This window comes from Pseudomonas sp. SDO524_S393 (genome assembly GCF_054071875.1).
In genome coordinates, this window is sequence record NZ_JBSVVZ010000036.1 from 37,052 (window position 1) to 61,260 (window position 24,209).

Annotated in this window: 27 protein-coding genes; 13 read left to right on the forward strand and 14 right to left on the reverse strand. The window is 61.5% G+C overall.

Going from position 1 to position 24,209, the window contains the following annotated elements; translation table 11 throughout:
- Position 1: 1 nt before the first annotated feature.
- The 5 genes from ccmE to ccmA form a co-directional block, all read right to left on the reverse strand.
- On the reverse strand, positions 2 to 460 hold the full coding sequence (ccmE, locus tag ACW9IB_RS17110; protein ID WP_457367633.1) for a cytochrome c maturation protein CcmE: 459 nt from the start codon (positions 458 to 460) through the stop codon (positions 2 to 4).
- Positions 457 to 633 (reverse strand): heme exporter protein CcmD, encoded by a 177-nt coding sequence (gene ccmD, locus ACW9IB_RS17115; RefSeq protein WP_457367634.1) that lies wholly within the window; start codon positions 631 to 633, stop codon positions 457 to 459. The genes ccmE and ccmD overlap by 4 nt, the downstream gene beginning before the upstream one ends.
- Positions 630 to 1,385 carry a heme ABC transporter permease gene (locus tag ACW9IB_RS17120; protein WP_457414589.1) on the reverse strand — a complete coding sequence of 252 codons (756 nt, stop codon included), beginning with the start codon at positions 1,383 to 1,385 and terminating at the stop codon, positions 630 to 632. The genes ccmD and ACW9IB_RS17120 overlap by 4 nt, the downstream gene beginning before the upstream one ends.
- Before the next feature lie 83 nt (positions 1,386 to 1,468).
- A complete protein-coding gene (gene ccmB, locus ACW9IB_RS17125; RefSeq protein ID WP_457367636.1) occupies positions 1,469 to 2,137 on the reverse strand; it encodes a heme exporter protein CcmB in 669 nt (222 codons plus the stop codon).
- A complete protein-coding gene (gene ccmA / locus ACW9IB_RS17130) occupies positions 2,134 to 2,769 on the reverse strand; it encodes a cytochrome c biogenesis heme-transporting ATPase CcmA (protein ID WP_457414590.1) in 636 nt (211 codons plus the stop codon). Before ccmA ends, ccmB begins: the two co-directional genes overlap by 4 nt.
- Positions 2,770 to 2,969: 200 nt before the next feature.
- On the opposite strand from ccmA, the gene fliK reads away from it, so the two are divergent.
- Together fliK and ACW9IB_RS17140 are read left to right on the forward strand one after the other, a co-directional pair.
- Positions 2,970 to 4,565: a flagellar hook-length control protein FliK gene (fliK, locus tag ACW9IB_RS17135; RefSeq protein WP_457414591.1), complete on the forward strand. Its 1,596-nt coding sequence runs from the start codon at positions 2,970 to 2,972 to the stop codon at positions 4,563 to 4,565.
- Positions 4,562 to 4,891, forward strand: coding sequence for an EscU/YscU/HrcU family type III secretion system export apparatus switch protein (locus ACW9IB_RS17140; protein ID WP_457414592.1), 330 nt, complete (start codon positions 4,562 to 4,564; stop codon positions 4,889 to 4,891). Before fliK ends, ACW9IB_RS17140 begins: the two co-directional genes overlap by 4 nt.
- 195 nt (positions 4,892 to 5,086) lie before the next feature.
- Here the strand turns inward: ACW9IB_RS17140 and ACW9IB_RS17145 are convergent, their stop codons facing one another.
- Positions 5,087 to 6,313, reverse strand: coding sequence for a molybdopterin molybdotransferase MoeA (locus tag ACW9IB_RS17145; protein ID WP_457414594.1), 1,227 nt, complete (start codon positions 6,311 to 6,313; stop codon positions 5,087 to 5,089).
- A complete protein-coding gene (moaB, locus tag ACW9IB_RS17150; protein ID WP_457367640.1) occupies positions 6,297 to 6,836 on the reverse strand; it encodes a molybdenum cofactor biosynthesis protein B in 540 nt (179 codons plus the stop codon). Before moaB ends, ACW9IB_RS17145 begins: the two co-directional genes overlap by 17 nt.
- A 76-nt stretch (positions 6,837 to 6,912) precedes the next feature.
- On the opposite strand from moaB, the gene mobA reads away from it, so the two are divergent.
- Positions 6,913 to 7,515, forward strand: a complete 603-nt coding sequence (gene mobA, locus ACW9IB_RS17155; protein WP_457414595.1) for a molybdenum cofactor guanylyltransferase MobA — start codon at positions 6,913 to 6,915, stop codon at positions 7,513 to 7,515.
- Positions 7,516 to 7,594: 79 nt separating this feature from the next.
- Positions 7,595 to 7,816 (forward strand): YgdI/YgdR family lipoprotein, encoded by a 222-nt coding sequence (locus ACW9IB_RS17160; protein ID WP_016978480.1) that lies wholly within the window; start codon positions 7,595 to 7,597, stop codon positions 7,814 to 7,816.
- A gap of 55 nt (positions 7,817 to 7,871) precedes the next feature.
- Here the strand turns inward: ACW9IB_RS17160 and ACW9IB_RS17165 are convergent, their stop codons facing one another.
- The 4 genes from ACW9IB_RS17165 to ACW9IB_RS17180 all read right to left on the reverse strand — a co-directional run bounded on the left by ACW9IB_RS17165 (position 7,872) and on the right by ACW9IB_RS17180 (position 10,789).
- Positions 7,872 to 8,762, reverse strand: a complete 891-nt coding sequence (locus ACW9IB_RS17165) for a pseudouridine synthase (RefSeq protein WP_457367642.1) — start codon at positions 8,760 to 8,762, stop codon at positions 7,872 to 7,874.
- A gap of 105 nt (positions 8,763 to 8,867) precedes the next feature.
- Positions 8,868 to 9,203 carry a transcriptional regulator gene (locus ACW9IB_RS17170; RefSeq protein WP_457367643.1) on the reverse strand — a complete coding sequence of 112 codons (336 nt, stop codon included), beginning with the start codon at positions 9,201 to 9,203 and terminating at the stop codon, positions 8,868 to 8,870.
- A gap of 74 nt (positions 9,204 to 9,277) precedes the next feature.
- On the reverse strand, positions 9,278 to 9,514 hold the full coding sequence (locus tag ACW9IB_RS17175; RefSeq protein ID WP_457414596.1) for a glutaredoxin family protein: 237 nt from the start codon (positions 9,512 to 9,514) through the stop codon (positions 9,278 to 9,280).
- Positions 9,515 to 9,580: 66 nt separating this feature from the next.
- Positions 9,581 to 10,789: an ammonium transporter gene (locus tag ACW9IB_RS17180; protein ID WP_457367645.1), complete on the reverse strand. Its 1,209-nt coding sequence runs from the start codon at positions 10,787 to 10,789 to the stop codon at positions 9,581 to 9,583.
- A gap of 346 nt (positions 10,790 to 11,135) precedes the next feature.
- Here ACW9IB_RS17180 and ACW9IB_RS17185 point away from each other — a divergent pair, with 346 nt between their 5' ends.
- From ACW9IB_RS17185 to ACW9IB_RS17220, 8 genes are all read left to right on the forward strand, one after another.
- Positions 11,136 to 11,450, forward strand: a complete 315-nt coding sequence (locus tag ACW9IB_RS17185; RefSeq protein ID WP_457367646.1) for a DUF883 family protein — start codon at positions 11,136 to 11,138, stop codon at positions 11,448 to 11,450.
- Positions 11,451 to 11,453: 3 nt separating this feature from the next.
- Entirely contained in the window at positions 11,454 to 11,837 is a 384-nt protein-coding gene (locus ACW9IB_RS17190) for a phage holin family protein (protein ID WP_457367647.1), read from the forward strand.
- Entirely contained in the window at positions 11,834 to 12,175 is a 342-nt protein-coding gene (locus tag ACW9IB_RS17195) for a hypothetical protein (protein WP_457367648.1), read from the forward strand. Before ACW9IB_RS17190 ends, ACW9IB_RS17195 begins: the two co-directional genes overlap by 4 nt.
- 93 nt (positions 12,176 to 12,268) lie before the next feature.
- Positions 12,269 to 13,432: an EAL domain-containing protein gene (locus ACW9IB_RS17200; RefSeq protein WP_457367649.1), complete on the forward strand. Its 1,164-nt coding sequence runs from the start codon at positions 12,269 to 12,271 to the stop codon at positions 13,430 to 13,432.
- Between the two features lie 71 nt (positions 13,433 to 13,503).
- Entirely contained in the window at positions 13,504 to 14,835 is a 1,332-nt protein-coding gene (locus tag ACW9IB_RS17205; protein WP_457414598.1) for a deoxyguanosinetriphosphate triphosphohydrolase, read from the forward strand.
- Between the two features lie 172 nt (positions 14,836 to 15,007).
- The gene (locus ACW9IB_RS17210) at positions 15,008 to 15,403 is read left to right on the forward strand and encodes a response regulator (protein ID WP_457367651.1); all 396 of its coding nucleotides are present in this window, start codon (positions 15,008 to 15,010) and stop codon (positions 15,401 to 15,403) included.
- A 255-nt stretch (positions 15,404 to 15,658) separates the two neighbouring features.
- The gene (locus tag ACW9IB_RS17215) at positions 15,659 to 16,285 is read left to right on the forward strand and encodes a response regulator (RefSeq protein ID WP_457367652.1); all 627 of its coding nucleotides are present in this window, start codon (positions 15,659 to 15,661) and stop codon (positions 16,283 to 16,285) included.
- Between the two features lie 8 nt (positions 16,286 to 16,293).
- Complete coding sequence (locus tag ACW9IB_RS17220; protein ID WP_457414600.1) at positions 16,294 to 19,926, forward strand: transporter substrate-binding domain-containing protein; 3,633 nt, start codon at positions 16,294 to 16,296, stop codon at positions 19,924 to 19,926.
- A gap of 195 nt (positions 19,927 to 20,121) precedes the next feature.
- Here ACW9IB_RS17220 and ACW9IB_RS17225 read toward each other — a convergent pair whose 3' ends face one another.
- Both ACW9IB_RS17225 and ACW9IB_RS17230 read right to left on the reverse strand, forming a co-directional pair.
- A complete protein-coding gene (locus ACW9IB_RS17225; protein WP_457414602.1) occupies positions 20,122 to 20,604 on the reverse strand; it encodes a GAF domain-containing protein in 483 nt (160 codons plus the stop codon).
- Positions 20,601 to 21,491, reverse strand: a complete 891-nt coding sequence (locus ACW9IB_RS17230) for an ATP-binding protein (RefSeq protein ID WP_457367655.1) — start codon at positions 21,489 to 21,491, stop codon at positions 20,601 to 20,603. Before ACW9IB_RS17230 ends, ACW9IB_RS17225 begins: the two co-directional genes overlap by 4 nt.
- A 163-nt stretch (positions 21,492 to 21,654) precedes the next feature.
- Here ACW9IB_RS17230 and ACW9IB_RS17235 point away from each other — a divergent pair, with 163 nt between their 5' ends.
- Positions 21,655 to 23,964: a response regulator gene (locus ACW9IB_RS17235; RefSeq protein WP_457414604.1), complete on the forward strand. Its 2,310-nt coding sequence runs from the start codon at positions 21,655 to 21,657 to the stop codon at positions 23,962 to 23,964.
- On the opposite strand, the gene ACW9IB_RS17240 is transcribed toward ACW9IB_RS17235, so the two are convergent.
- A partial coding sequence (locus tag ACW9IB_RS17240) for a MarR family winged helix-turn-helix transcriptional regulator (protein WP_457414606.1) occupies positions 23,918 to 24,209 on the reverse strand: 292 nt, incomplete at its 5' end. The two genes, ACW9IB_RS17235 and ACW9IB_RS17240, sit on opposite strands and share 47 nt — an antisense overlap.

The following is a 24,209-nucleotide window of genomic DNA, read 5'->3' on the forward strand; positions in this document are numbered from 1 at the left end:
CTTAGCCCTCCTTGGCTGGGGCGGCGGGTGCGGGCTGACCACTGTCTTTGAGGGCCTTGGTCACTTCCGGCGGCATGTATTTCTCGTCGTGCTTGGCCAGCACTTCGTCGGCCACCACCACACCGTCGGCGTTGAGCTTGCCCAGGGCGACGATGCCCTGGCCTTCGCGGAACAGGTCCGGGAGGATGCCGCGGTAGGTGATGGTCACGGCCTTGTTGAAGTCGGTGACCACAAAGGTCACATCGAGGGAGTCGGAAGAGCGCTTGAGCGAGCCCTTCTCCACCATGCCGCCGGCGCGGATGCGCGTGTCCTGCGGTGCTTCGCCGTTGGCGATCTGGGTCGGGGTGTAGAACAGGTTGATGTTCTGCTGCAGGGCGCTCAAGGCCAGGGCGACGGCAATGCCGACACCGGCCAGAATCGCCAGGATGATCAACAGACGCTTTCTACGCAGCGGATTCACTTTTCGCTCTCCCGGCGCAAACGACGCGCCTCTTGTTGCAGGTAACGCTTGCGGGCCAGGATCGGCGCGGCGACGTTAAGGGCCAGTACGGTCAGGCAGATGCCATAGGCCGTCCAGACGTAAAGGCCGTGGTGGCCCATGGCGAGAAAATCACTGAAGGACGCAAAACTCATGCACGGGCTCCCAGGCAGGCTTGCACTTCGGCCTTGACCCAACTGGCGCGGGCTTCACGCTTGAGCACTTCAAGGCGCATGCGCATCAGCAGCACCGCGCCAAAGAAGCAGTAGAACCCCAGCACCATCAGCAGCAGCGGCGCCCACATTTCCACGGGCATCGCCGGTTTTTCGGTGAGGGTGAAGGTGGCGCCCTGGTGCAGGGTGTTCCACCACTCCACCGAGTATTTGATGATTGGAATGTTGATCACGCCAACGATGGCCAGCACCGCGCAGGCCTTGGCGGCGCTGTCACGATTGCTGATGGCGTTGCTCAGGGCAATCAGACCGAAGTACAGGAACAACAGAATCAACATCGACGTGAGCCGCGCATCCCACACCCACCACGAGCCCCAGGTGGGTTTGCCCCAGATCGCACCGGTGACCAGCGCCACGGCGGTCATCCAGGCACCGATGGGCGCGGCGCATTGCAGGGCCACGTCCGCGAGTTTCATCTTCCACACCAGGCCGACGACGCCGCACACGGCCAGCATCACGTAGCAGGATTGGGCCAGCATGGCGGCGGGCACGTGGATATAAATGATGCGAAAGCTGTTGCCTTGCTGGTAGTCCGGCGGTGCGAAGGCCAGGCCCCAGACCAGGCCGATACCGATCAGCAGGAGAGCGAAGAGGCTCAGCCACGGCAGCAGTTTGCCGCTGATGCCATAAAACCATTTGGGCGAGCCGAGCTTGTGAAACCAGGTCCAGTTCATTGCTGTTTCCATCACGGTGGCTTCCCATCGTTGCGGGAAGCTCAGGGTCTTTACTGATCAAGACAACGTTTGATCAGACCTCATTATTCACCGACGCTGATCTTCAGGCCGGCCGCTATAGCAAAGGGTGTCAGGGTTACCGCCAGGGCGGTCAGGCTGCCAAGCCACAGGAGATAACCGCTCGCCGGCATGCCCATGAGCGCGGCCTGCAAGGCACCGCTGCCCAGGATCAACACCGGGATATACAAAGGCAGAATCAGCAGGGCCAGCAACAGGCCGCCCCGCTTCAAACCGACGGTCAACGCTGCGCCCACCGCCCCCAACAGGCTGAGCACCGGCGTACCGAGCAACAAGGATAGAAGCAATACCGGCAGGCATTCGACGGGCAAGCCCAGCATCATCGCCAGCAGTGGCGAAAGCAAGACTAGCGCCAAGCCGGAAAAAACCCAGTGTGCCAGCACCTTGGCCAGCACCAGAAGTGGCAAAGGGTGCGACGAAAGGACCCACTGTTCCAGGGAGCCGTCTTCGAAATCACTGCGAAACAGCCCGTCCAGCGAGAGCAACACCGATAGAAGCGCGGCCACCCATAGCAGCCCCGGAGACAAGGTTTGCAACAGTTTAGTCTCGGGGCCGACGGCCAGCGGGAACAGCGCGATGACAATCGCGAAGAACACCAGCGGGTTGGCCAGTTCGGCGGGACGACGGCACAGCAAGCGCGCTTCGCGGGCGACCAACAGGGCAAATACACTCATGCCGACCACCGTCCCAGGTCCAGCTCGCGATAACCGGCGGGCAGGCGATTCAGGGTGTGGTGGGTGGTCAGTACGACTGAACCGCCCTGCTCGCAATGCCGGGCCAAATGGTCTTCCAGCTGGGCGACGCCCTGTTTGTCGAGGGCGGTGAAGGGTTCGTCGAGAATCCACAGCGGCGGGCCCGGCAGGTACAGGCGCGCCAGGGCCACACGGCGCTGTTGGCCGGCGGAAAGGGTGTGACAGGGAACGTCCTCGAACCCCTTGAGGCCCACGGCGGCCAGGGCCAGCCAGATGGCGTCGCGGGAAGCCGGATGATGCAGGGCGCTGAGCCAGCTGAGGTTTTCTTCGGCGGTGAGCACGTCCTTGATGCCGGCGGCGTGGCCGATCCAGATCAGGTTGCGGGCCAGCTCGGTGCGTTGTTCGTGCAGGGGGTTGCCGTTGAGACGAATGTCGCCGGCCGTCGGTTGCATCAAGCCGGCCAGCAGACGCAGCAAACTGGTCTTGCCGCTGCCGTTGGGACCACTGACCTGCACCATGTCGCCACCCGCCAGGCGCAGGTCGAGGTGTTCGAACAACAGGCGCAGGTCGCGCTCACAGGAGAGCGCTAGGGCTTCTAGAAGAGGGCTGGTCAAGAGATCGCGGGCCTTTACGGTTCAAGTCGGCGGTGCAGCGGCCGTTAAAGAGAAAAGCACAATAACGCCTTTGGCGACCGATTTTAGAGAGCTGGATCAAATAGTTGTGTGGTTTTTAGCGCTCTCTTTGCAGACGGGCCGCATTATACATGCGATGCCCTACTCTAAAGAGGGCAATTTCCCATGAGACGGCGTGCACGATGACCGGTGAAATCAACCTTCCGACGCTTCCACCCCCCCCGGCGGCCGGGCCCAGCCCAGCGCCTGCGACTGGCGAGCTGCTGAAACTGCTGGAGCCGCAGATAGGCCTGATCGACCCCGGGAAAACCGCGAACGCCGAAGTCATCGCCCTGAAACAGGGCGGTGAAGCCTTTCAGCTGTTACTCAAGCTGACCCTCGAAGGCGGTCGCCAGACCCTGGTGCAGGCGAGCAGCCCCCAGCCGCTGCCGTTGGGCAGCAATGTGGCGGTAAGCCAGACGCCGGCGGGCAACCTTACCCTCAGCCTGCAACAGGCGCTGAGCGCCAATGTCGCCGCCCTCACCCGCATCGACACCACCCAAATGCCGGTGGGCACGCTGCTGCAAGCCAAGGTGCTGACCACCCAGATGCTGCCCCAGGGCACGGCGCAACCGGCGATCTATCGCTCGCTGGTCACCGTGCTCAACAACGTGCTGGCTGGCGCCACCCTGACCGTGGAAAGCCCGCAACCGTTGCGGGTGGGCAGTTTGCTCAGTGCTGTGGTGCAAAACGCGCAGACTCTGAGCTTCGTGCCCTTGAGCGGGCTCAAGGATCAACTGGCGGTGGCCCAGCAACTGTCTACCCAGCAAAGCCGTCAGGGCTCGCTGGACGTGGTCTTCACTGCCCTGCAGAACCTGCCGCCGCCCAGCGACACCGGCAGCGGCAGCAACCTTTCCGCCGACCTGCGCGCCGCCGCCGAACGCTTGCTCGCGGCCTTGCCCGACCTCGCCCAGGTGAGCAACCCTAAAGTACTGGCGCAGGTGATCCAGAACAGCGGGGCCTTTCTGGAAGCCAAGCTCTTGGCCGGGCAAAACCCGCAGATACCGCCACTGGACATGAAAGGCGCCCTGCTGCGCCTGGTCGCCGATTTACTGCCGGCGCTGCCCGCCAGCACCAATATCAGCGCGATTCTGGCTGCCAACACCCTAGCCCAGGTACTGCCGAATTTTGTGCGCAGCCCGTTGAATACCCTCGGCCAGGTCAGCGCCCGGCAGTTGCCCACCAGCTTTCCGCTGCCTGAACGGCTGATGGCCAAGCTGGAAGGCGAAGGTGACCTGGAAAACCTGCTGCGCCTGGCCGCCGGCGCAATTTCGCGCTTGCAGAGCCATCAGTTGTCGAGCCTGGAGCAGAGCGGCACCACCGCCGATGGCCGTGTGCAAACCACCTGGCAGTTGGAGATTCCCATGCGCACCCTGCAAGACATCGTGCCCCTGCAGGTCAAGTTCCAGCGTGAAGAGCCGGCGCCGGACAAAGACCCGTCCGAGCGCAAGGACAAGAAAGACCCCAAGCAGATGCTCTGGCGGGTGGAGCTGGCGTTTGACATGGAGCCGCTGGGCCCCTTGCAGGTTCAGGCGCAATTGAACCAGGGCAAGCTGTCGAGCCAGTTGTGGGCGGCGCGGGCGTTCACCGCCAGCCTGATCGAAAGCCACTTGGGCAACTTGCGCGAGCGGCTGGTGACGTCGGGCATCAACGTGGGCGACCTGGATTGCCACCTGGGCACGCCGCCACGCGGACCGAAAACCGGATTGGAGCAACGCTGGGTGGATGAAACCGCATGAAGAACCCAACCCCGGCACGCCAGGCGATTGCCCTCAAGTACGACGGCCAGCAAGCCCCGACCCTGACCGCCAAGGGCGATGACGCCCTGGCCGAAGCCATCCTGAAACTGGCGCGGGAAAATGAAGTACCGATCTATGAGAATGCCGAGCTGGTGAAGCTGCTGGCGCGCATGGAACTGGGGGACAGCATCCCCGAGGAGTTGTACCGCACGATTGCCGAAATCATTGCGTTTGCCTGGACCCTGAAAGGCAAGTTCCCGGTGGGGTATGACCCGGACGCAGGGCCGGTGGAACGGGATGTGACCGAGCGTGGCGATGATTACTGAGTAGCCCAAGCCATGGCTCGGCAACTCCCACAGGGGATGGCACTGACTGGAAAAAATAGAGAACCCATGTGGGAGCGGGCTTGCTCGCGAATGCAGTGGGTCAGTTGATGCATGTTTCGACTGACACACCGCCTTCGCGAGCAAGCCCGCTCCCACACAAAGCCACCCCACAAAGAACGCCGATGACGCAGAGCGTCAGTTGAGGACTTCACTCAGGGGGATGAAGTTGACCCGGTCACCCATCGCCAGCGTCGTACCTTCCAACACCTCTACGAACCCTTCCGCCCACGCCGCGCTGCGCAGCACGCCGGAGCTCTGGTTGCGGTAGATGATCGCCCTGCCTTGTTCGATACGCCCGCGCAGGTATTCACGGCGGTTGCCCGGCTTGGGCCACTCGAACCCCACGGGCACGTCGAAGCGCAGTGGCTCGACATCCTGCACACCTTGGCGGCGCAGCAGATAGGGCCGTGCGAGCAATGCGTACGTCACCAGCGTCGACGCCGGGTTGCCCGGCAGGCCGATCACCGGCACGCCTCGGAAGTGGCCGAAGGTCAACGGTTTACCCGGCTTGATCGCCAGTTTCCACAGCGCCAGTTCACCTTCTTCGCGCAGGGCGATCCCCAGGAAGTCGGCCTCGCCCACCGACACGCCACCGGTGGACAGGATCAAGTCCACCGCCCCCAGACCCGCCAGGCGCGCGCGGGTCTGTTCCAGGTCGTCGGGCAGGATGCCGGCGTCGATCACTTCGCAGCCCATACGCTCAAGCCAGGTGCACAGCACACGGCGGTTGCTGTTGTAGATCTGGCCGGGGCCGAGGGGCAGGCCCGGCTCGATCAGTTCGTCGCCGGTGGAAAGCACTGCCACACGCGGGCGGCGTATCACGTTGAGACGGTCGTGGCCGAGGGAGGCGGCCAGGCCGAGTTCGATCGGCCCCAGGCGCGTACCAGCCACCAGCACCAACTCACCGACGGTGGTTTCCTGGCCCTGGGGCCGGATGTTCTGGTCAACCTGCAAAGGCTCGGTGAAGCTCACACGCTCATCGGCGTGGACCACGGCGTTTTCCTGCATTTCCACGCAGTCGGCCCCTTCCGGGACCGGCGCGCCGGTGAAGATGCGTGCACAGGTGCCGGCGGCCAGCGGCTGGGGCGCCTGGCCGGCAAAAATGCGCTGGCTGACCACCAGCGGCTCGCCGTTCCAATCCGGCAGGCGCAGGGCGTAGCCGTCCATGGCGCTGTTGGGCCAGGGTGGCAGGTCGAGGGTGGAAACCAGGTCCTGGGCCAGCACGCGACCATCGCACTCAGCCAAGGGCAAGGTGGCCTGTTCGCGGATCGGCGCGGCATCGGCCATGGCCAACAGCTGTTGCAGGGCGTCTTCTACCGGCATCAGCGTACCGGTCTTGCCAGGCTTACCCACGGGATTCACAAGGCTCTGCCTGTTTGAGGTGCGGGACGAAATTGCACGGGCGGTGACGGTTGTCCAGTTGCTCACCGAGGATGCCGTCCCAACCAGTGCGCACGGCATTGGTGGAGCCCGGCAAGCAGCACACCAGCGTGCCATTGGCCAGGCCGGCCAGGGCGCGGGATTGCACGGTGGAGGTGCCGATATCGGCCACGGAGATCTGGCGGAACAGCTCGCCAAAACCGTCGACCTGTTTGTCCAGCAGGCAGCTCACGGCTTCAGGTGTGCTGTCGCGGCCAGTAAAGCCGGTGCCGCCGGTGATCAATACTACCTGCACCACGTCTTCGGCGATCCAGTGGGCCACTTGGGCGCGGATCTTGTAGAGGTCGTCCTTGAGCAGCACACGCTCGGCCAGACGGTGGCCGGCGGCGGTCAGGCGGTCGACGAAGACCTGGCCCGAGGTGTCGGTCTCCAGGGTGCGGGTGTCGCTCACGGTCAATACAGCAATATTCAAGGGTACGAAGGGCGCATCAGCCTTGGCTTTCATGGCACGGTCCGGTTGTCGTAGGAACAGCCCGATGTTATATCACAGGCCCCTATTTGCCTGCCGCAGCGGAACCGCCATGTCCTTCGATTCTTCCCCCCTGCCGTGCTCGATCCTGTTGCTCTCCGGTGGGCGCGGCCAACGCATGGGCGGCCAGGACAAAGGCCTGCTGGCGTGGCGTGGCCAACCGCTGATTGCGCACTTGCAGCAACTGACCCGGGCGCTCACCGATGACCTGATCATCTCGTGCAACCGCAATCACGCGCGCTACGCCGCATTTGCCGACCAGCTGGTGAGCGACGACAGCCCGGATTTTCCCGGCCCGTTGGCGGGTATCCGTGCAGGATTGGCCGCAGCCCGCCATGCGCACCTGCTGATTCTGCCGTGCGATGTGCCGCACATGGACGCGCGACTGCTGGCCGAGCTGCGTGAGACGGCGCAACGCAATCCCCTGCTGCCGGTGATGGTGCGTCACGGCCAGTTCTGGGAACCCTTGATCTGTATTGTCCCCACGCACCTGCGCGACGCGGTGGAAAACGCCTGGCAGGCCGGCGAACGCAGCCCGCGCAAGATTTTCCTGCAATTGGGCGGCATCGGGCTGGAATGCCCGCCCGATGACCCGCGCCTGGCCAACCTGAATACACCCGAGCTGTTGCACCCGGGCTCGGGCGTGTCAGAATGAGCACCGCTTCAGGAACTTTGCCGACGTTGCACACGTCACAAGGTCAGCACCTACAAGTATTCTCTCGGAGACAACACCCATGACTCAACGGACCATCGCCGCTCTCATGCTTGCACTGGGCCTCGCTACCCTCGCCGGTTGCGCCTCGCCAACAGTGATCACCCTGAATGACGGTCGCGAAATCCAGGCCGTCGACACCCCTAAATTCGACAAGGATTCGGGCTTCTACGAGTTCGAACAATTGGACGGCAAGCAGACCCGCATCAACAAGGATCAGGTCCGCACCGTCAAAGACCTGTAAGCCTCACCGCTTGCACACAAGGCCCGCCTCGCGCGGGCCTTGTCGTTTTTGGCGGTTACCAGTCGAGGGTGATCCGGCTGCGAAAGCTGCGTTCCTCGCCTGTGACCGGGTCGATGAAACGCACGCCCTGGGCCAGCAGCTTGAGCGGGTTGGCGTAATCGTCGACGGCGTCCTTGATCACATCGGGATAGAACGGATCATTGCAGATACTTGCCCCGAGCGCCGTCATGTGCACGCGTAGCTGGTGTTTCTTGCCCGTTACCGGAAAGAGCGCGTAACGCCACAGCTCGCCGTTTTTTTCGCGCACCTCCACCGCCGTTTCGGTGTTGCTGACGCCCGGGCCTTCCTGCATGCGGAAGAACGGTTCGCCCTCCACCAGACGGCTTGTGTGCACCAAAGGGAACGCCAACCCGGGCAAGGCCGGGGCAATGGCTTCGTAGAATTTATCGATGCGGCGCGTGGGAAACAGCCGTTGATACGCCGAGCGGCTGGACGGGTTGGCCGAGAACAGCACCAGCCCGGCGGTGTGTCGATCGATGCGGTGCAGCGGCACCAGCGAAGGGTTGTCCAGACGCCGGATCAATCGGCGCAGCAGGGTTTGTTCGACGTACTCACCGCCCGGCGTCACCGGCAGAAAATGCGGTTTGTCAGCCACCACCAAGTGCTCATCGGCGTAGAGAATGGCCTCTTCCACCGGGATCACCTTCTCGTTCGGCACTTCGCGAAAGTAGTGAATACACAGGCCTTCGCGGTAGGCCAGGTCCAGGCTGATGGGGTGCCCATCGAGGTCGAGCACGCGGCCACGGGCAATCCGGTCCAGCCAGCGTTCACGGCTGATGGCCGGGAAATGCTCGCACAGGCAATCGAATACCGTCTTCCAGGACCCGGGCGGCAAGTGAAGGGTGCTGGCTTGGTGCTGGGACGCGGAAAAACCGGAAGTGGACATGAAGACGCTCGACGCCTGGAAAAAACCGGCAGGCATTATCCCGCATGGAGCGGGATTGAGCCTAGGGTCGGTACGAAAAGCCTTCATACAGATCCCAGGGCGGATTCAGGCCTTTGCCAGTTCCGCACGCAGCACCGGTGACGTACTGGCCGCCTCGGTGAACTCCTTGAGCCAGCGCAGTACGTCCACCGCTTCCCAGCGGCCCGGATCATAGAGGGCATAGAGCAGCCCCTGATAACCCACCACATCCAGTTGCTTGTGATAGCCGGCACGCTGGAACAACGCTTCGATTTCCGCAAAGCAGGTGTTGAAATGCACTTTGTTGAACGGCGTCTTGCCTTCCGTGACCAGGCCATCGAGGCGCAGCTCGTTCACTGCGTCGCGCACCACATCGACAGGCATGCGATTGACGCTGCTTTTCAGTTGTTCGACATTCACCACGGGCGTTCCCTCTACTCGATCACTGTACAGGCATACAGTAACGCAATATTTGGAAACCCGCCATCGAACAAACGTCAGCCCAGGAAGGCAACCACCTGCGCGGTGTCGAAGGGCCAATCCAGTTCAGCCCCGGTGTCCGTCCGGCGAAGTACCGGAATCCTTAGGCCATAGGCTTCAGTGAAGTCGTCGGGTTCGGTGATGTCGATCAACTCCACCAGCAGCCCGTGTTCGACGAGCGGCATGATTTCGCCTTCGGCGATCTCACAAAGATGACAACCCAGGGTGCCGAAGAGCTGGCATTCAGGAAGCATGGCAACAAGACCTGATTAAAAGCAGGCCCCCATTCTAGGCCTGCTCTGCACAACAGAAAACTCCGATCAGTCCTGGCTGACCGCGCCAATCTTGTGAATCGACAGGTCGGCGCCGTAATACTCCTCTTCCTGGCTCAGGCGCAGGCCATACACACGTTTGATCACGCCGTACACCAGCAGGCCGCCGACCAGTGCCACCACCACACCCAGGACGGTGCCGATCAACTGGCTGACCAGGCTCACACCGCCCAGCCCGCCCAGCGCGGTCTGGCCAAAGATGCCGCACGCGATGCCGCCCCATACGCCACACAACCCATGCAAGGGCCACACACCCAGGACGTCGTCGATTTTCCAGCGATCCTGGGCGGCGATAAAGAACCACACGAACAAACCACCCGCCACCGCACCGGTGACCAGCGCGCCTACCGGGTGCATCAGGTCTGAACCAGCGCAGATCGCCACCAGCCCGGCCAGCGGGCCGTTGTGCAGGAAGCCCGGGTCGTTGCGGCCGATCACCAGCGCGGCCACCGTGCCACCCACCATCGCCATCAGCGAGTTGACCGCCACCAGCCCGCTGACGCCGCTCAGGGTCTGCGCGCTCATCACGTTGAAGCCGAACCAGCCGACGATCAGGATCCACGAGCCCAGGGCCAGGAACGGAATGCTCGACGGCGCGAACGCCACCAGCCGCCCCTCGCGATAGCGCCCGTTGCGCGGCCCCAGCAGCAACACCGCGGCCAGCGCCAGCCAGCCGCCCATGGCATGCACCACCACCGAACCGGCGAAGTCATGGAAACTCGCGCCAAAGGTCGCGAGCAGCCAGGCTTGCAGGCCGAAGTTGCCGTTCCACACCATGCCTTCGAAGAATGGATAGATGAACGCCACGATCAACGCAGTGGCGCACAGCTGTGGAACGAAGCGTGCACGCTCGGCAATGCCCCCGGAAATGATCGCCGGGATCGCCGCAGCGAAAGTCAGCAGGAAGAAGAACTTCACCAGACCGTAACCATGGTCGGCGCTGATCACTGCCGCCGGTTGCATGAAGCTCACACCGTAGGAGATCCAATAGCCTATAAAGAAATAAGCCAGGGTGGAGATCGCGAAGTCACTGAGGATCTTCGACAAGGCGTTGACCTGGTTCTTCTGGCGCACGGTGCCGACTTCCAGGAAGGCAAACCCGGCGTGCATGGCCAGGACCATCACCGCACCGATCAGGATAAACAGGGTATTGGAGCTGTGGACGAGTGTGTCCACCGCACTTTGCAAATTTTCCATGGAGGTTGGCAGGCCTGCATCAAAGGCAAAAAGCACCAAAGCGGTTCAAGCCGGCGATTCGCGCACTAAATTGGCACTTGCAGCTCCACCCCTCTTGAGAGGGTGTGACCCGCTTTAGCGCAGCGATCAGCACGACCGGCCATTCCCGAAAGGGTTTTTCCGCGAGTTTCAGTTATTTAGGGTAAGGTTTTTGAAGGCTTTGGCCCCAACCGCCCAGATTCAGCGCAAGCCCTGGGGCATGCGCACCAAGTCATAGCAAAAGCTGTACCAGACAATTGCACTGAACCTTCACCGATGCCGGTGACTCGAAATCACACGTACCGATCAGCCAATCACGGAGATAACCATGGCCAGAAAAACTGCACAGACGGCGCAAGAGATATTGATGGCGGATTTTCAAACCCTGGTCAGTGACACCGAAAAGTTGCTGGACGACACCGCGACCCTCGCCGGCGACCAGGCTGATGAGCTGCGTACGCGGATCCACGACAGCCTGCTCAAGGCCCGCGAAACCCTGAAGCTGACCGAAGACTCTTTGCGCGAGCGCGGCCAGGCGGCGGTCACCGCCACCGAAGACTACGTGCAGGCCAATCCCTGGCAGTCGGTGGGCATTGCCGCTGGCGTGGGCTTTCTGATCGGCCTGCTGGCCACAAGGCGGTAACCCATGTCTATCGGCGAAACCGGCTCGTCCACGAGCTCTACCTCAAGGCGCCTGGGCGCAGCCGTTCTGGGCCTGCTGCACAGCCACGTCGAACTGTTTGGCATCGAATTGCAGGAACAGAAGGCGCGCACCGTCAGCCTGCTGCTGTTTGCCGGCCTGGCGCTGGTGTTCGCACTGCTGTTGCTGGTGGGGCTGTCGACCCTGGTGATGATCCTGGTCTGGGATACCGGCTACCGACTCACCGGGATCATCTGCCTCTGCGTGTTCTACACCCTGGCCGCCGCCTTCTGCGGGGTGCGCCTGAAGGCGGCAGTATTCGATGAGTCCACGCCGTTCCACGCCACCCTCGAAGAGCTGGCCAATGACCGGGAGCGCTTGCTGCCATGAGCCCGACTGAAATCCCGCAAACCACGTCCCGCCGGGAAATGCGCAAGGCACTGATCCGCCTGCGCATGGAGATGCACCGCCAGGAAATCCGTCACGAATCCCAACAGCTGATGCTGCCGCTGAACAAGGTGCGCAACCTCGGTCAGAGCTGGCAGGACGGGCTGGGCATCAAGCACGCGCCGCTGTGGGGCGTGGCCGCGGTGACCCTACTGGGCTTCTTCACCGGCAAGGGCGCCAAGGGGGGCAGCATTGGCAGCCTGACGCGCCTGGTACGACTGGGTGCCGGGTTGATCCCGCTGATCAAATTGGCCATGCAGGGCACTTCGCGCAAAAGTTGAGCGCGGCTGGCTGCATTCTTGCTAACAGAATCGGCCCGGCTCTCGTTTTCGAGGGTTGGGCCTTTTTTCGTGACCGCTCTCTAAGGAGGCCCCGTGATCGACGGGCACCCGCTCGCCTGCTTCCAGCCATTCATCGACACCGCCACCGGCCGTATCGCCGGGGTCGAAGCACTCGGTCGCCTGCGTCAAGCCGATGGCCGCTTGCTTTCGGTGGGCCCGCTGTTCGCCGACCCGCGCACGCCGGGCGTGACCCTGCGTCGCCTCGACCGGCAGATCCGCGACAACGCCTTGAGCCGCCTGCACGAGGCGCCGCACGACTGGTTCATGAGCCTGAATATCTCACCGCGCTGGATCAACCGACTGCGCCCCGGGCAAGCCCTGCCCAGCCTCAAGCAGATACACACCCACGGCGTGGACCCCGGACGCATCGTGTTCGAGATCACCGAGCTTGGGGGTGACATTCACCGGTTGGCCGAGGTGGTGGCCCGCTACCGCGAAGCCGGGGCGCGCATCGCCATCGACGACTTTGGAGCCGGCTACTCCCAGCTCGACCGGGTACTGGCGTTGCAGCCGGACATTCTCAAGCTGGACATGCGTTTGTTTCAGGATGCGGCTCGCGGCGGCCCGAGCAGCGAGGTGGTACGGGCATTGGCGCAAATGGCGGAAAAAACCGGCTGCTGGATCATTGCCGAAGGCGTTGAAACCGAGGCCCAGCTGAATTTCGCGCTGGAATGCGGCTCGCGTTACGTCCAGGGGTATCTGTTTGCCCAGGCGCAACTGCAATGGTTCGCCGCCGATGCATTCGTGCCGCGCTTTGCGCAGTTGCGCGCCGCCTATGTACAACAGAAGCTCGCCGAGCGCGGGCGCATCATGCAACTGCGCCTGCAACTGGGTGAAGTGATGAACATCCTGCAAACCTGGGCGCAAGGCCAGGCAACGCTGGCACAGTTGCCGCAACTGCCGGAATTTCCCTGGCTGCTGCGCTTTTACCAGTGCGATCGCCACGGCACCCAACTGACCCCCAACTTCGAATGGCGTCAGGATGCCTGGCAGACCGACAGCCGCTACCTGGGCCACAATTGGTCATGGCGTCCGTACTTTTACCATTTGCTGGCCGAAGGCTGGGAAGAGCGGCGCCTGACCCTGTCCTCGACCTACCGCGACGCCACCACCAACCAGTACTGCCTGACCGCAGGACAATTCTTCGATAACGGTCAGCGCTTGCTGTTAATCGATATCGACGCCGCCGGCCTGTAGATTTTCGCTTGCCCCGACTGGGCGGAACCGGGAAGCTGGAGGGGTCATTCACCGCACGGAGAGTACCCGCCTTGGATTGGCCCACCCTGCTGACTCGCGAACGTCTTGGAAAGCCCCTGCACAGCCCGGAAGAGCTGGGGCGCAGCCCGTTTCACAAAGACCATGACCGTATTATCTTTTCCGGGGCGTTTCGCCGTCTTGGCCGCAAGACCCAGGTGCACCCGGTCTCCAGCAACGACCACATCCATACGCGCCTGACCCATTCCCTGGAGGTCAGCTGCGTGGGCCGCTCCCTGGGCATGCGTGTTGGCGAAACCCTGCGTGACGCCCTGCCCGACTGGTGCGACCCCAGCGATCTGGGCATGGTGGTGCAGTCCGCCTGCCTGGCCCATGACATCGGCAACCCACCGTTCGGACACTCTGGCGAAGACGCCATTCGCCATTGGTTCCAACAGGCCGCAGGACGCGGCTGGCTGGATGACATGAGCAGCGCCGAACGCAATGACTTCCTCAACTTTGAAGGCAATGCCCAGGGTTTCCGGGTGCTCACCCAGCTTGAGTACCATCAGTTCGACGGCGGCACACGGCTGACCTACGCCACCCTCGGCACCTACCTGAAATACCCCTGGACCGCCCGCCACGCCGACTCCCTGGGCTACAAGAAACACAAGTTCGGCTGTTACCAGAGCGAGCTGCCGATCCTTGAACAGATCGCCCAGAAGCTCGGCCTGCCGCAACTCGAGGACCAGCGCTGGGCGCGTCACCCGCTGGTGTATCTGATGGAGGCGGCCGACGACATCTGCTACGCGCTGATCGACCTGGAAGATGGCCTGGAGATGGAGTTGCTGGACTATGCCGAAGTCGAGTCGGTGTTGCTCGACCTGGTGGGCGACGACCTGCCACAGACCTATCGGCAACTGGGTGCGCAGGATTCCCGTCGACGCAAACTGGCGATTCTGCGCGGCAAGGCCATCGAGCACCTGACCAACGCGGCTGCGCGTGCGTTCGTCGAACAGCAGGACGCGTTGCTGGCCGGCGTTCTGCCAGGGGACCTGGTGGAGCACATGCACGGTCCGGCCAAACGCTGCGTACTGGACGCCAAGGACATGGCCCGCAAGAAGATCTTCCAGGACAAACGCAAGACCCTGCATGAAATCGGGGCCTATACCACTCTGGAAATTCTGCTCAACGCCTTTTGCGGAGCGGCACTGGAACAGCATGGCGGGCGTACGCCCTCATTCAAAAACCGGCGCATCCTCGACCTGCTGGGTAATAACGCACCGAATCCCGCCTGGCCACTGCATGCGTCATTCCTGCGGATGATCGACTTTATTGCCGGGATGACGGACAGCTACGCCACCGAGATGGCACGGGAGATGACCGGGCGCTCCAGCCCTCAGTAACAACCTCGACCCAGCCGCCTGTTGCCTGAAGGGAATCCCCCTACGATGGGAACAGAGCGGCCTGATCGAATTCGCACAGTCGCCCGAGGAATAATCGCGCACGCTGCTGGCGGGCCTGACGAACAATTCCTACGCCCCATCCCATCGATGCTTGACTCACCGTGTGCCCCCTATGCCCAGACTCCCGCTCCACATCCTCGTGGTGGAGGACCATCCCTTCCAGCTCCTGGCCACCCAGTGCCTGCTCAAGAACTTCGGTTTTCATCACCTGACCCCAGCAGAAAACGCCGAACAGGCGATCCGCCTGATGACCCAGGCCGCAGCCCCCTTTGACGTCATGTTATGCGATCAATGCCTGCCGGACCTGTCAGGCCTGGAATTGATGGAAATCGCCAGTCGACAGGGTTGGATAACCGCAGGCATCCTTCTGAGCGGCCTGCCCAACGCCGAACTGTCGAACTTGCAGAACCAGGCAGCGCAACGCGGCCTGCCCCTGCTGGGTTATTTGTCCAAGCCCTTGAACAAGCACGAACTCACACAGTTACTGCGCCCATTATTCGCCCACTGAAATATAGGGCTTTAAACACGACCCATCTTGAAAGCAGGCACAGTGACGGAGGCAAAATCTCTGACACCGTCATCCCCCCCTGCGCCCTGGAAATACAGCCTCCGTACTTCCCAAAGCCTTACCATGTAGTAGGCAAACACCTTTTTTGATGTAGGAACTTTCTTGTTTTATATCTGTGCCTCTTGCCGTTCATGCTCCTGCCTCTTCTTCTGAGCTAATGTGCCCGCTTTATTTGCACATGCATGGAATGTGATCATGAACTCAGTTTTTATTATCGATGACCACCCTGTTATCCGACTTGCCATACGAATGTTGCTGGAACACGAAGGCTACAAGGTCGTAGGCGAAACAGATAACGGATGCGACGCCATACAAATGGTTCGCGAGTGCCTGCCGGACCTGATCATTCTCGATATCAGCATCCCAAAACTCGACGGTCTCGAAGTGCTCTGTCGCTTCAACGCCATGAACACGCCCATGAAGACCCTGATCCTGACGGCTCAGTCCCCTACCCTGTTCGCCACACGCTGCATGCGCTCTGGAGCCGATGGGTATGTCTGCAAGGAAGGTGACCTGAGCGAATTGCTGAGCGCCATTCGTGCAGTATTGTCAGGTTACAACTACTTCCCCAGCCAGGCGTTGAATGCCAATGGAAGCGAAGGCGTGGATTGCGAAGAACTTGAATTATTCAAGACAGTGAACGACCGCGAGTTGATGGTATTACAACTTTTTGCACAAGGCCGTACCAACAAGGAAATAGCCAAAGGCATGTTTCTCAGCAACAAGACAGTAAGTACTTACAAAAAAAGGCTGATGCAAAAACTGAAAGCCAATTCCTTGGTAGAACTTATCGAGATGGCAAAACGAAACGCGCTAGTGTGAGAAAGCGGATGCTCAGGTGTATAAAGGACTATCTGATTATTGTGAGTGCCGTTTTGTGCTTCAGCACTCCAGTGCTCGCCCTCCAAACGGACCCGGAACACTTTACCCTGTTAAGCCGAGCCGGCTCCGTTCAACTGGACACGCAACTGAACAAGGCTCAACGCCAGTGGTTGCAAAACAAGCGCGAACTGGTACTCGGCACTGCCACCCCTGACTACCCACCTTTCGACCTCACCTCCAGCGGGCACGACTACGAGGGGCTGACGGCTGATTACGCAGGGCTGCTGGCCAGGGCACTGGCCCTTCCGGTCAAAGTACTGCGCTACCCCACCCGGCAAGCCGCCATTCAGGCCCTGGAAGCAGGCGCCATCGACTTGTTGGGCTCCTCCAATGGCTTTGAGGCGGCAAATCCCGATCTCGTGCTCTCAGAGCCCTATGCCGTGGACCAGCCGGTACTGGTGACCCGTGAAGGCGAAACCCGCAGCCTCAGCGACGGCCTGGCCGGCCTGCGACTGAGCCTGGTGTACCACTACCTGCCGCTGGAAGAGGTGCAGAAGCTTTACCCCAAAGCGATCATCCGTGCCTATCCGTCCTATCAGAATGCCCTGAACGCCGTGGCGTTCGACCAGGCCGACGTGTTCCTCGGCGACACGATTTCCACCCACTACATGATCAACAAGGGCTACCTGAAGAACATCCGCATGGCCAACTTCGGCAAGCACGAGGCTTATGGATTCAGCTTCGCCCTGCATCGCGATCAGCCCATGCTCCTGAGTATCGTCGACGCGGTGCTGACCGCCGTGCCCATCACTGAGCGAGAGAGCATCGCCAAGCGCTGGAGCGCCGGCAGCGACATCTTGCTGACCGATCAGAAACTGCAACTGACACAACGCGAAGAACGCTGGTTGAAGGACCACCCAGTGGTCAAGGTGGTCGTCAATGAAACCTTTGCCCCGCTGACCTTCTTCGATGTCGATGGCAATTTTCGCGGAATAACCGCCGACTTGCTGGAGCTGATCCGCCTGCGTACCGGGTTGCGTTTCGAGATCCTGCGAATGCGTGATGTCAAGGGAATGATCGACCAGGTCGACACCGGCAAGGCCGATATCATCGGGGCCATCGTGCCCAGTGCCGAACGCGAAACGCAGCTGAGCTTCAGCCGCCCTTACCTGGAAAACTCCTATGTGCTGCTGACACGCAAGGAGCACAACGCCCCCGCGAACCTTGAGCAGATGGCGGGCAAGCGCCTGGCGATTACCCAAGGCAACCCGCTGGAAAAAATCCTGCAGCGGGATTTCCCGCTGATTCAATTGGTGGAAACCGCCAGCACCTTTCGCGCTTCAGAGCTGCTGGCCCAAGGGCACGTGGACGGGGCGGTGAACTCGCTGGTGATCGCCAATTACTTTCTGTCGTCGGCGCTGCTACAGGACAAGTTGCAGATCAGCACCAGCATCGGCACCCTGCCCGCCATGCTGTCCCTGGCGACCTCCCGTCGGGCTACCGAACTGGGCTCCATCCTCAACAAGGCCCTGCTCAGCATTGCCCCCGATGAACTGGGCGTGATCAACAGCCGCTGGCGAGGCTACACCGCCGACTCCGACAGCTACTGGCGCAACTATCATCACCTGATTGCGCAGATCGTGGTCGGCACCGGCTTGCTGCTGCTCATATCCCTGACCTGGAACGCGTACATGCGCCGCCAGATCAAGCAACGCAAGATGGCGGAGCGAGCGCTCAACGATCAGTTCGAGTTCATGCGCGCACTGGTCAATGAAACGCCACACCCTATCTACGTACGTGACCGCAACGGTTTGCTGCAGACCTGCAACGACAGCTACCTTCAGGTGTTCGACGTCAAGCGCGAAGAGGTCATCGGCAAAGACGCGATCCAGATGAACATGGCGCTGGAGACAGAAGCGGCGCAGTACCATGCCGACTATCAACGGGTGGTGGCCGAAGGCACGCCGCTGATCCTGGATCGCACCCTGCATCTGCACGGAAAAAGACTCACGATCTACCATTGGATCCTTCCGTACCGCGACTCCACCGGCGAAGTTCAGGGCATCATTGGCGGCTGGATCGATATCAGCGAGCGACGTCAATTGTTCGACGAACTGCGCGCAGCCAAGGAGCGCGCCGACGAAGCCAACCGAGCCAAAAGCACGTTCCTGGCGACCATGAGCCATGAGATACGCACGCCCATGAATGCGGTCATCGGCATGCTGGAACTGACGCTGAAGCGCGCCGACCAGGGCCACCTCGATCGCCCCGCCATTGAAGTGGCTTACAACTCGGCCAAGGATCTGCTGGAACTGATCGGCGATATCCTGGACATTGCGCGCATCGAATCCGGTCGGCTGAGCCTTGCCCCCGAGCGGGTGAACCTGCGCGAAGTCATCGAGTCGGTGGTCCGTGTCTTCGATGGCCTGGCACGCCAGAAAACCCTGAGCCTGTTGCTGGAGTTCAAGCCCCGTCTCGATGAAACCGACGTGTTGATCGACCCGTTGCGCTTCAAGCAGGTGCTGTCGAACCTGGTCAGCAACGCCATCAAGTTCACTGAACGGGGACAGGTGAAGATCAGGGTGGAGGTGCAGGACACTGCCATTGCGCAGCAAGTCGAAATGAAACTGGTAGTCGAGGACACCGGGATCGGCATCAGTCGGGACGATCAACAGCGCCTGTTTGAGCCTTTTGCCCAGGCCGACAACTCCGGCCATCTGGCCAGAAGTGGCGCGGGGCTGGGGCTGGTGATCTGTCGCAGTCTGTGCGCGATGATGGGCGGCCAGTTGAGCCTGAGCAGCGTACCCATGGTGGGCACCCAGGTGCATATCAGCCTCAAGATGACCCGGCTGCAACCGGCGCAGGTGGTAGACGAATTCAAGCCCGAGCAACCCACGACTCAACCGGTGCTGAATGTGCTGGTGGTGGACGACCACCCGGCAAATCGACTGCTGATGTGCCAGCAACTCGGCTACCTCGGCCATCAATACACCGCCGCTCAGCAGGGCGCAGCCGGCTTCCTGGCCTGGCGCCAAGAGCATTTCGACCTGGTCATCGCCGACTGCAACATGCCCATCATGAATGGCTACGAGTTGAGCCGTTCGATCCGTGAGTATGAACAGCGTGAGCAACGCACACCGTGCGTGGTACTGGGCTTTACCGCGAATGCCCAGCCCGAGGAAAAACAGCGCTGCATCGACGCTGGCATGAACGATTGCCTGTTCAAGCCCATCAGCCTCACAGCACTGGAGCAACAACTGGCGCAGATTGCGCATCAACCGGTCGGAACGTGCCTGGACCTCGGTAGCCTGGAAGCGCTTACCGGCGGCGATCCCGGCATGAATCAGCGCTTGCTTGAAGAACTGTTGAACAGTAGTCGCCTTGACCGTCAGGAACTGGCCGCCCTGCTGGCGCGACAAGCCTCCGCCCAGGAAATCATCGAACAGGCCCACAAGATCAAGGGCGCCGCTCGCATCGCTCAGGCCGGTTTATTGGCCGAGCAGTGTGAAAAATTGGAAAAGGCCTGCGCCCGGGAAGATGACCCGGGCACAATCGGAGCCTGCGTGAAAGGCCTGGAAAAACTCATGCTGGAGCTGGAAAGGGCGCTGTCCAGGCAGCTCCACGAGTCGCAGAGCCACTGAAATACGGCCTCTGTAGTGAGCGGGCTTGTCCCGCGCTGGGCTGCGAAGCGGCCCCAAAACCTGGCGACGCGTTCTGCCTGAATGAACACGGTGGCCTTATTGGGTCTGCTGCGCAGACCAGCGCGGCAAGCCCGCTCACCACCAGAACGGCGTTGCCTTTCCTTCACTGAATGGCATTCGTCCCTTCCCCCTCGATCAGCAGTCGGTCAACCGCAGAAAGATCGCCGCGAGTTGCTCGATTCCCGCCTGGTCCTGAGGGGTAAAGCGGCTCAGCAATGGGCTGTCCAGGTCGAGGACACCAATCAAGCGGCCGTCCTTGACCAGCGGCACCACCAGCTCACTGTTGGACGCACTGTCGCAGGCAATATGCCCGGGGAATGCGTGCACATCTTCCACTCGCTGAGTCTGGCGTGACGCAGCCGCCGCCCCACACACACCACGGCCAAACGGAATACGTACGCAGGCGATCTGGCCCTGGAACGGACCGAGGACCAACTCTTCATTGCGATTGAGGTAGAAACCCGCCCAGTTCAAATCGTCCAACTGGTTGAACAGAAATGCCGAGAACTGAGCGCTGTTGGCGATGAAATCCCGCTCATCGGCCAACAACGACTCCAATTGGGCACAGAGCATGGCATAGCCATCCAAACCGTCACCCGCCTGCTGTAAATCGATCATGGCTGACGCTCCAGCAATTTGAGGCCCACCCAGTAGCGGGCAAATTGATAAGCGCAACGACCATTGCGGTTGCCGCGCCCGGTGGCCCAGCGCACAGCAAGGATGTCGAGGGCTTCGTCGCGCTGCCATTGCAGGCCGGCCTTGCTGGCCAGCTCGCCGATCCAGTGCTCCACTACATCCAGGAAGTGCTCCTGGGTAAACGGGTAGAACGACAGCCACAAGCCAAAGCGGTCGGACAGGGCAATCTTGTCTTCCACCGCCTCGCTCGGGTGCAGCTCGCCATCCACACGTTTCCAGTTGTCGTTGTCACTCTGGTTTTCCGGTACCAGGTGACGACGGTTGGAGGTGGCATACAGCAGCACGTTTTCCGGCGCCTGTTCGAGGGAGCCGTCCAGCACGCTTTTGAGTACGCGGTAGTCGCCCTCGCCCGCCTCGAACGACAGGTCGTCGCAGAACAGGATAAAGCGTTGCGGCAGCTTCAGCAGTTGCTCGACCACGCGCGGCAGGTCGGCCAGATGGTCGCGCTCGATTTCGATCAGGCGCAGGCCGGCCTTCGCGTGCTGGGCGAGCAAGGCACGTACCATGGATGATTTGCCGGTACCGCGCGAACCCCAGAGCAATGCATGGTTGGCGGGCAGGCCATCGATGAACTGTTGGGTATTGCGCGCCAACTGTTCGCGTTGCTTGTCCACACCGATCAGGTCGGACAGGCGCATGTCCAGACTCACGTCCAGCGGCAGCAGGAAGCCACTGCGGCCTTCACGCTGCCAACGGGCGGCCAGGCACTGGTTCCAATCGATGGCCTGGCGAGGTGTCGGCAGCAGGGGTTCAAGGCGCGCGAGTACCGCGTCGGCGCGTTCAAGAAAGGCATTCAATCGAGAATCCACAATTTTTCCTCTGGCAAGTTCTTGCAAAAGATGGCGTATTGGCAACCCTGCGGCAGACCGCACGAGGCTGCGTAAAAAACGATTCATGCCGGGCAAGCCAGAGCCTGTGGATGTTCAGCTATGCTTGCCGGGCGAAGGGAAACGTGAAGTGGTTCAACACTCGATGGATATCAAGTTCGCCCACCGCTTGTCTTATAAACAAGCCAGATTGACTGTGCTGGTCGGTTTCGTCTTGGGAACCTTGCTCAGTCTGATCCAAATCGGCATTGATTATGCCAGTGAAGACGCATCCATCAACCGTGAAATACGTTCGCTGATTGAAATCAGCCACAACCCTGCGTCACGTATTGCCTACAACATCGATGCCGAACTGGCGCAGGAGCTGACCCTGGGGCTGTTGCATTCACCGGCCATCATTCATGCCCGGCTGGTCGACAACAACGGGGTGGTGCTTGCGGATGTGGAGCGGCCGCGCAAGGAAAGCAGCTATCGCCCGTTGAGCGATTTCATGTTCGGCGCCAACCGCCAGTTCGAAGACCGGCTGTACCTGAGCCACATGCCCAACGAATCCCTGGGTGTGTTGAGTCTGGACGTGGACACCTACGCCTTCGGCAGCCGCTTCCTGCGCCGCGCCGAAATCACCCTGCTCAACGGTTTTGCCCGCAGTCTCTTGCTGACCGGCATTCTGCTCGGCCTGTTCTACGTGATGCTGACCCAGCCACTGGTGCGCATCATCCGTGAGCTGAGCACACGAAAACAGGCGCACCTGGACTGCCCCCCCGGGCATGAAAACGATGAAATCGGGGTACTGGTGAGCGTTGCCAACCAGCAGTTCGAAAACATGGAAACCGAAATCCAGCAACGCCGGCACGCCGAAGACCGTCTCACGGAATATCTGGGCCAGCTGGAGGACATCGTCTCGGCCCGCACCCTGGAGCTCAAGAACAGCAACCAGCGCCTGAGCAAATCCAACGAGGAGCTGGAGGCCGCGAAGATGACCGCCGTAGGGATGGCCCAGGCCCGGGCGGCGTTCCTGGCCAATATGAGCCATGAAATCCGTACCCCGCTCAACGGCTTGCTGGGGATGATCGCGTTGTCACTGGACAGCCCGCTGAACGCCGAGCAACGCCAACAACTGTCGATTGCCCACGACTCCGGCAAAGTGCTGGTGGAATTGCTGAACGATATCCTCGACCTGTCCAAGTTCGACGCCGGCCAGCTGGAGCTGGAGCGCATCCCGTTCGACCTCGGCTCTCTGGTGGAAGACACCGCCAACCTGCTGTCGCAGAACGCAGCGCCCAGCGTCGAGTTGACCTGCCTGATCGACCCGCACTTTCCAGCGCAGGTGCTCGGCGACCCCACGCGCGTGCGGCAGATCGTCAGCAACCTGCTGTCCAACGCGTTGAAATTCACCCGCTTCGGTCGTGTGGATGTGCGCCTCAACATGCAGGATGAACGGGTCAGGATTGAAGTGTGTGACACCGGTATCGGCATCGCCCAGGAAGCCCAGGTGAAGATCTTCCAGCCGTTTACCCAGGCAGGAGCCGGCATCACCCGTCAGTTCGGCGGTACAGGCTTGGGGCTGGCGCTCACGCACAACCTGTGTGAGGCAATGAAGGGGCGCTTGAGCATCAGTTCGGAGATCGGCTTCGGCAGCCAGTTCTGCGCCGATCTGCCGCTGCCTATCCATCTGCCTGCCGCCCAGCAGCCCCCGCTCAAAGGTGAAGTGATCGCGATCACCAGTGCCGGCAGCGGTCTGACCGAACTGCTCACGACCTTGCTGCCCCATTGGGGGCTGACGCCGCGCTGCTATAACCTCGAAGAAGACTTGAGCGGGCAAAACCCGGACCTGTTGATTACCGACTGTCCGGAATGCCTGTTCCGCCTGCGTCCGGCCCTCACGGCACCGATCCTGCTGATCACCGCGTATGGCAACTTCATGCCCAGTGAAGAAGTGACCGCCCTGGCCCCTTTGCAGCAACAAGCGCGGCCATTGAGCCGCAACGCGCTGTACCAGGTTTTGCAGCGCAACCTGGGCAGCGACGCACAACTGATCCTCGACCCGATCCAGCTGGAGGCCTCCCCTTTGGCGCATCGCGCACGCATCCTGCTGGTGGAGGACAACCCGGTCAACCAACTGGTGGCCAAGGGAATGCTCAGCAAACTCGGATGCGAAGTGATCGTGGCGGCCCATGGTGGCGAAGCGCTCAAGTGCCTGGATGAGCAGCGCTTCGACATGGTGCTGATGGACTGCAATATGCCCGTGATGGACGGCTACGAAGCCAGCCGGCAGATCCGTCACAGCGGGCGCTGGCCGGACCTGCCCATCGTGGCCCTGACTGCCAATGCCCTGTCCGAAGAACGGGAACGTTGCCGGGCGGCAGGCATGGATGATTACCTGGCCAAACCGTTCCGTCGCGAAGAACTCAAGGCACTGCTGGACCTGTGGGTGCCGACGACGACAACGCTCTGATCTGCGCCAGCAGTTGGTCCAGGCCCTGACGCAAGGTGTCGGCCTGGTTCAGGTCGACGCCACTGTCACACAACAGGCGAGTCTTGAGGGTGTAGGTCTGGCCGCGCAATTGCACACCGGCGGGGCTCAGGCTCACGTGCACCTCACGCTCGTCCCGGGCACTGCGTCGGCGCTTGACCAGCACCAATTGCTCAAGGCGCTTGAGCAACGGCGTGAGCGTGCCCGAGTCCAGCATCAAACGCTCC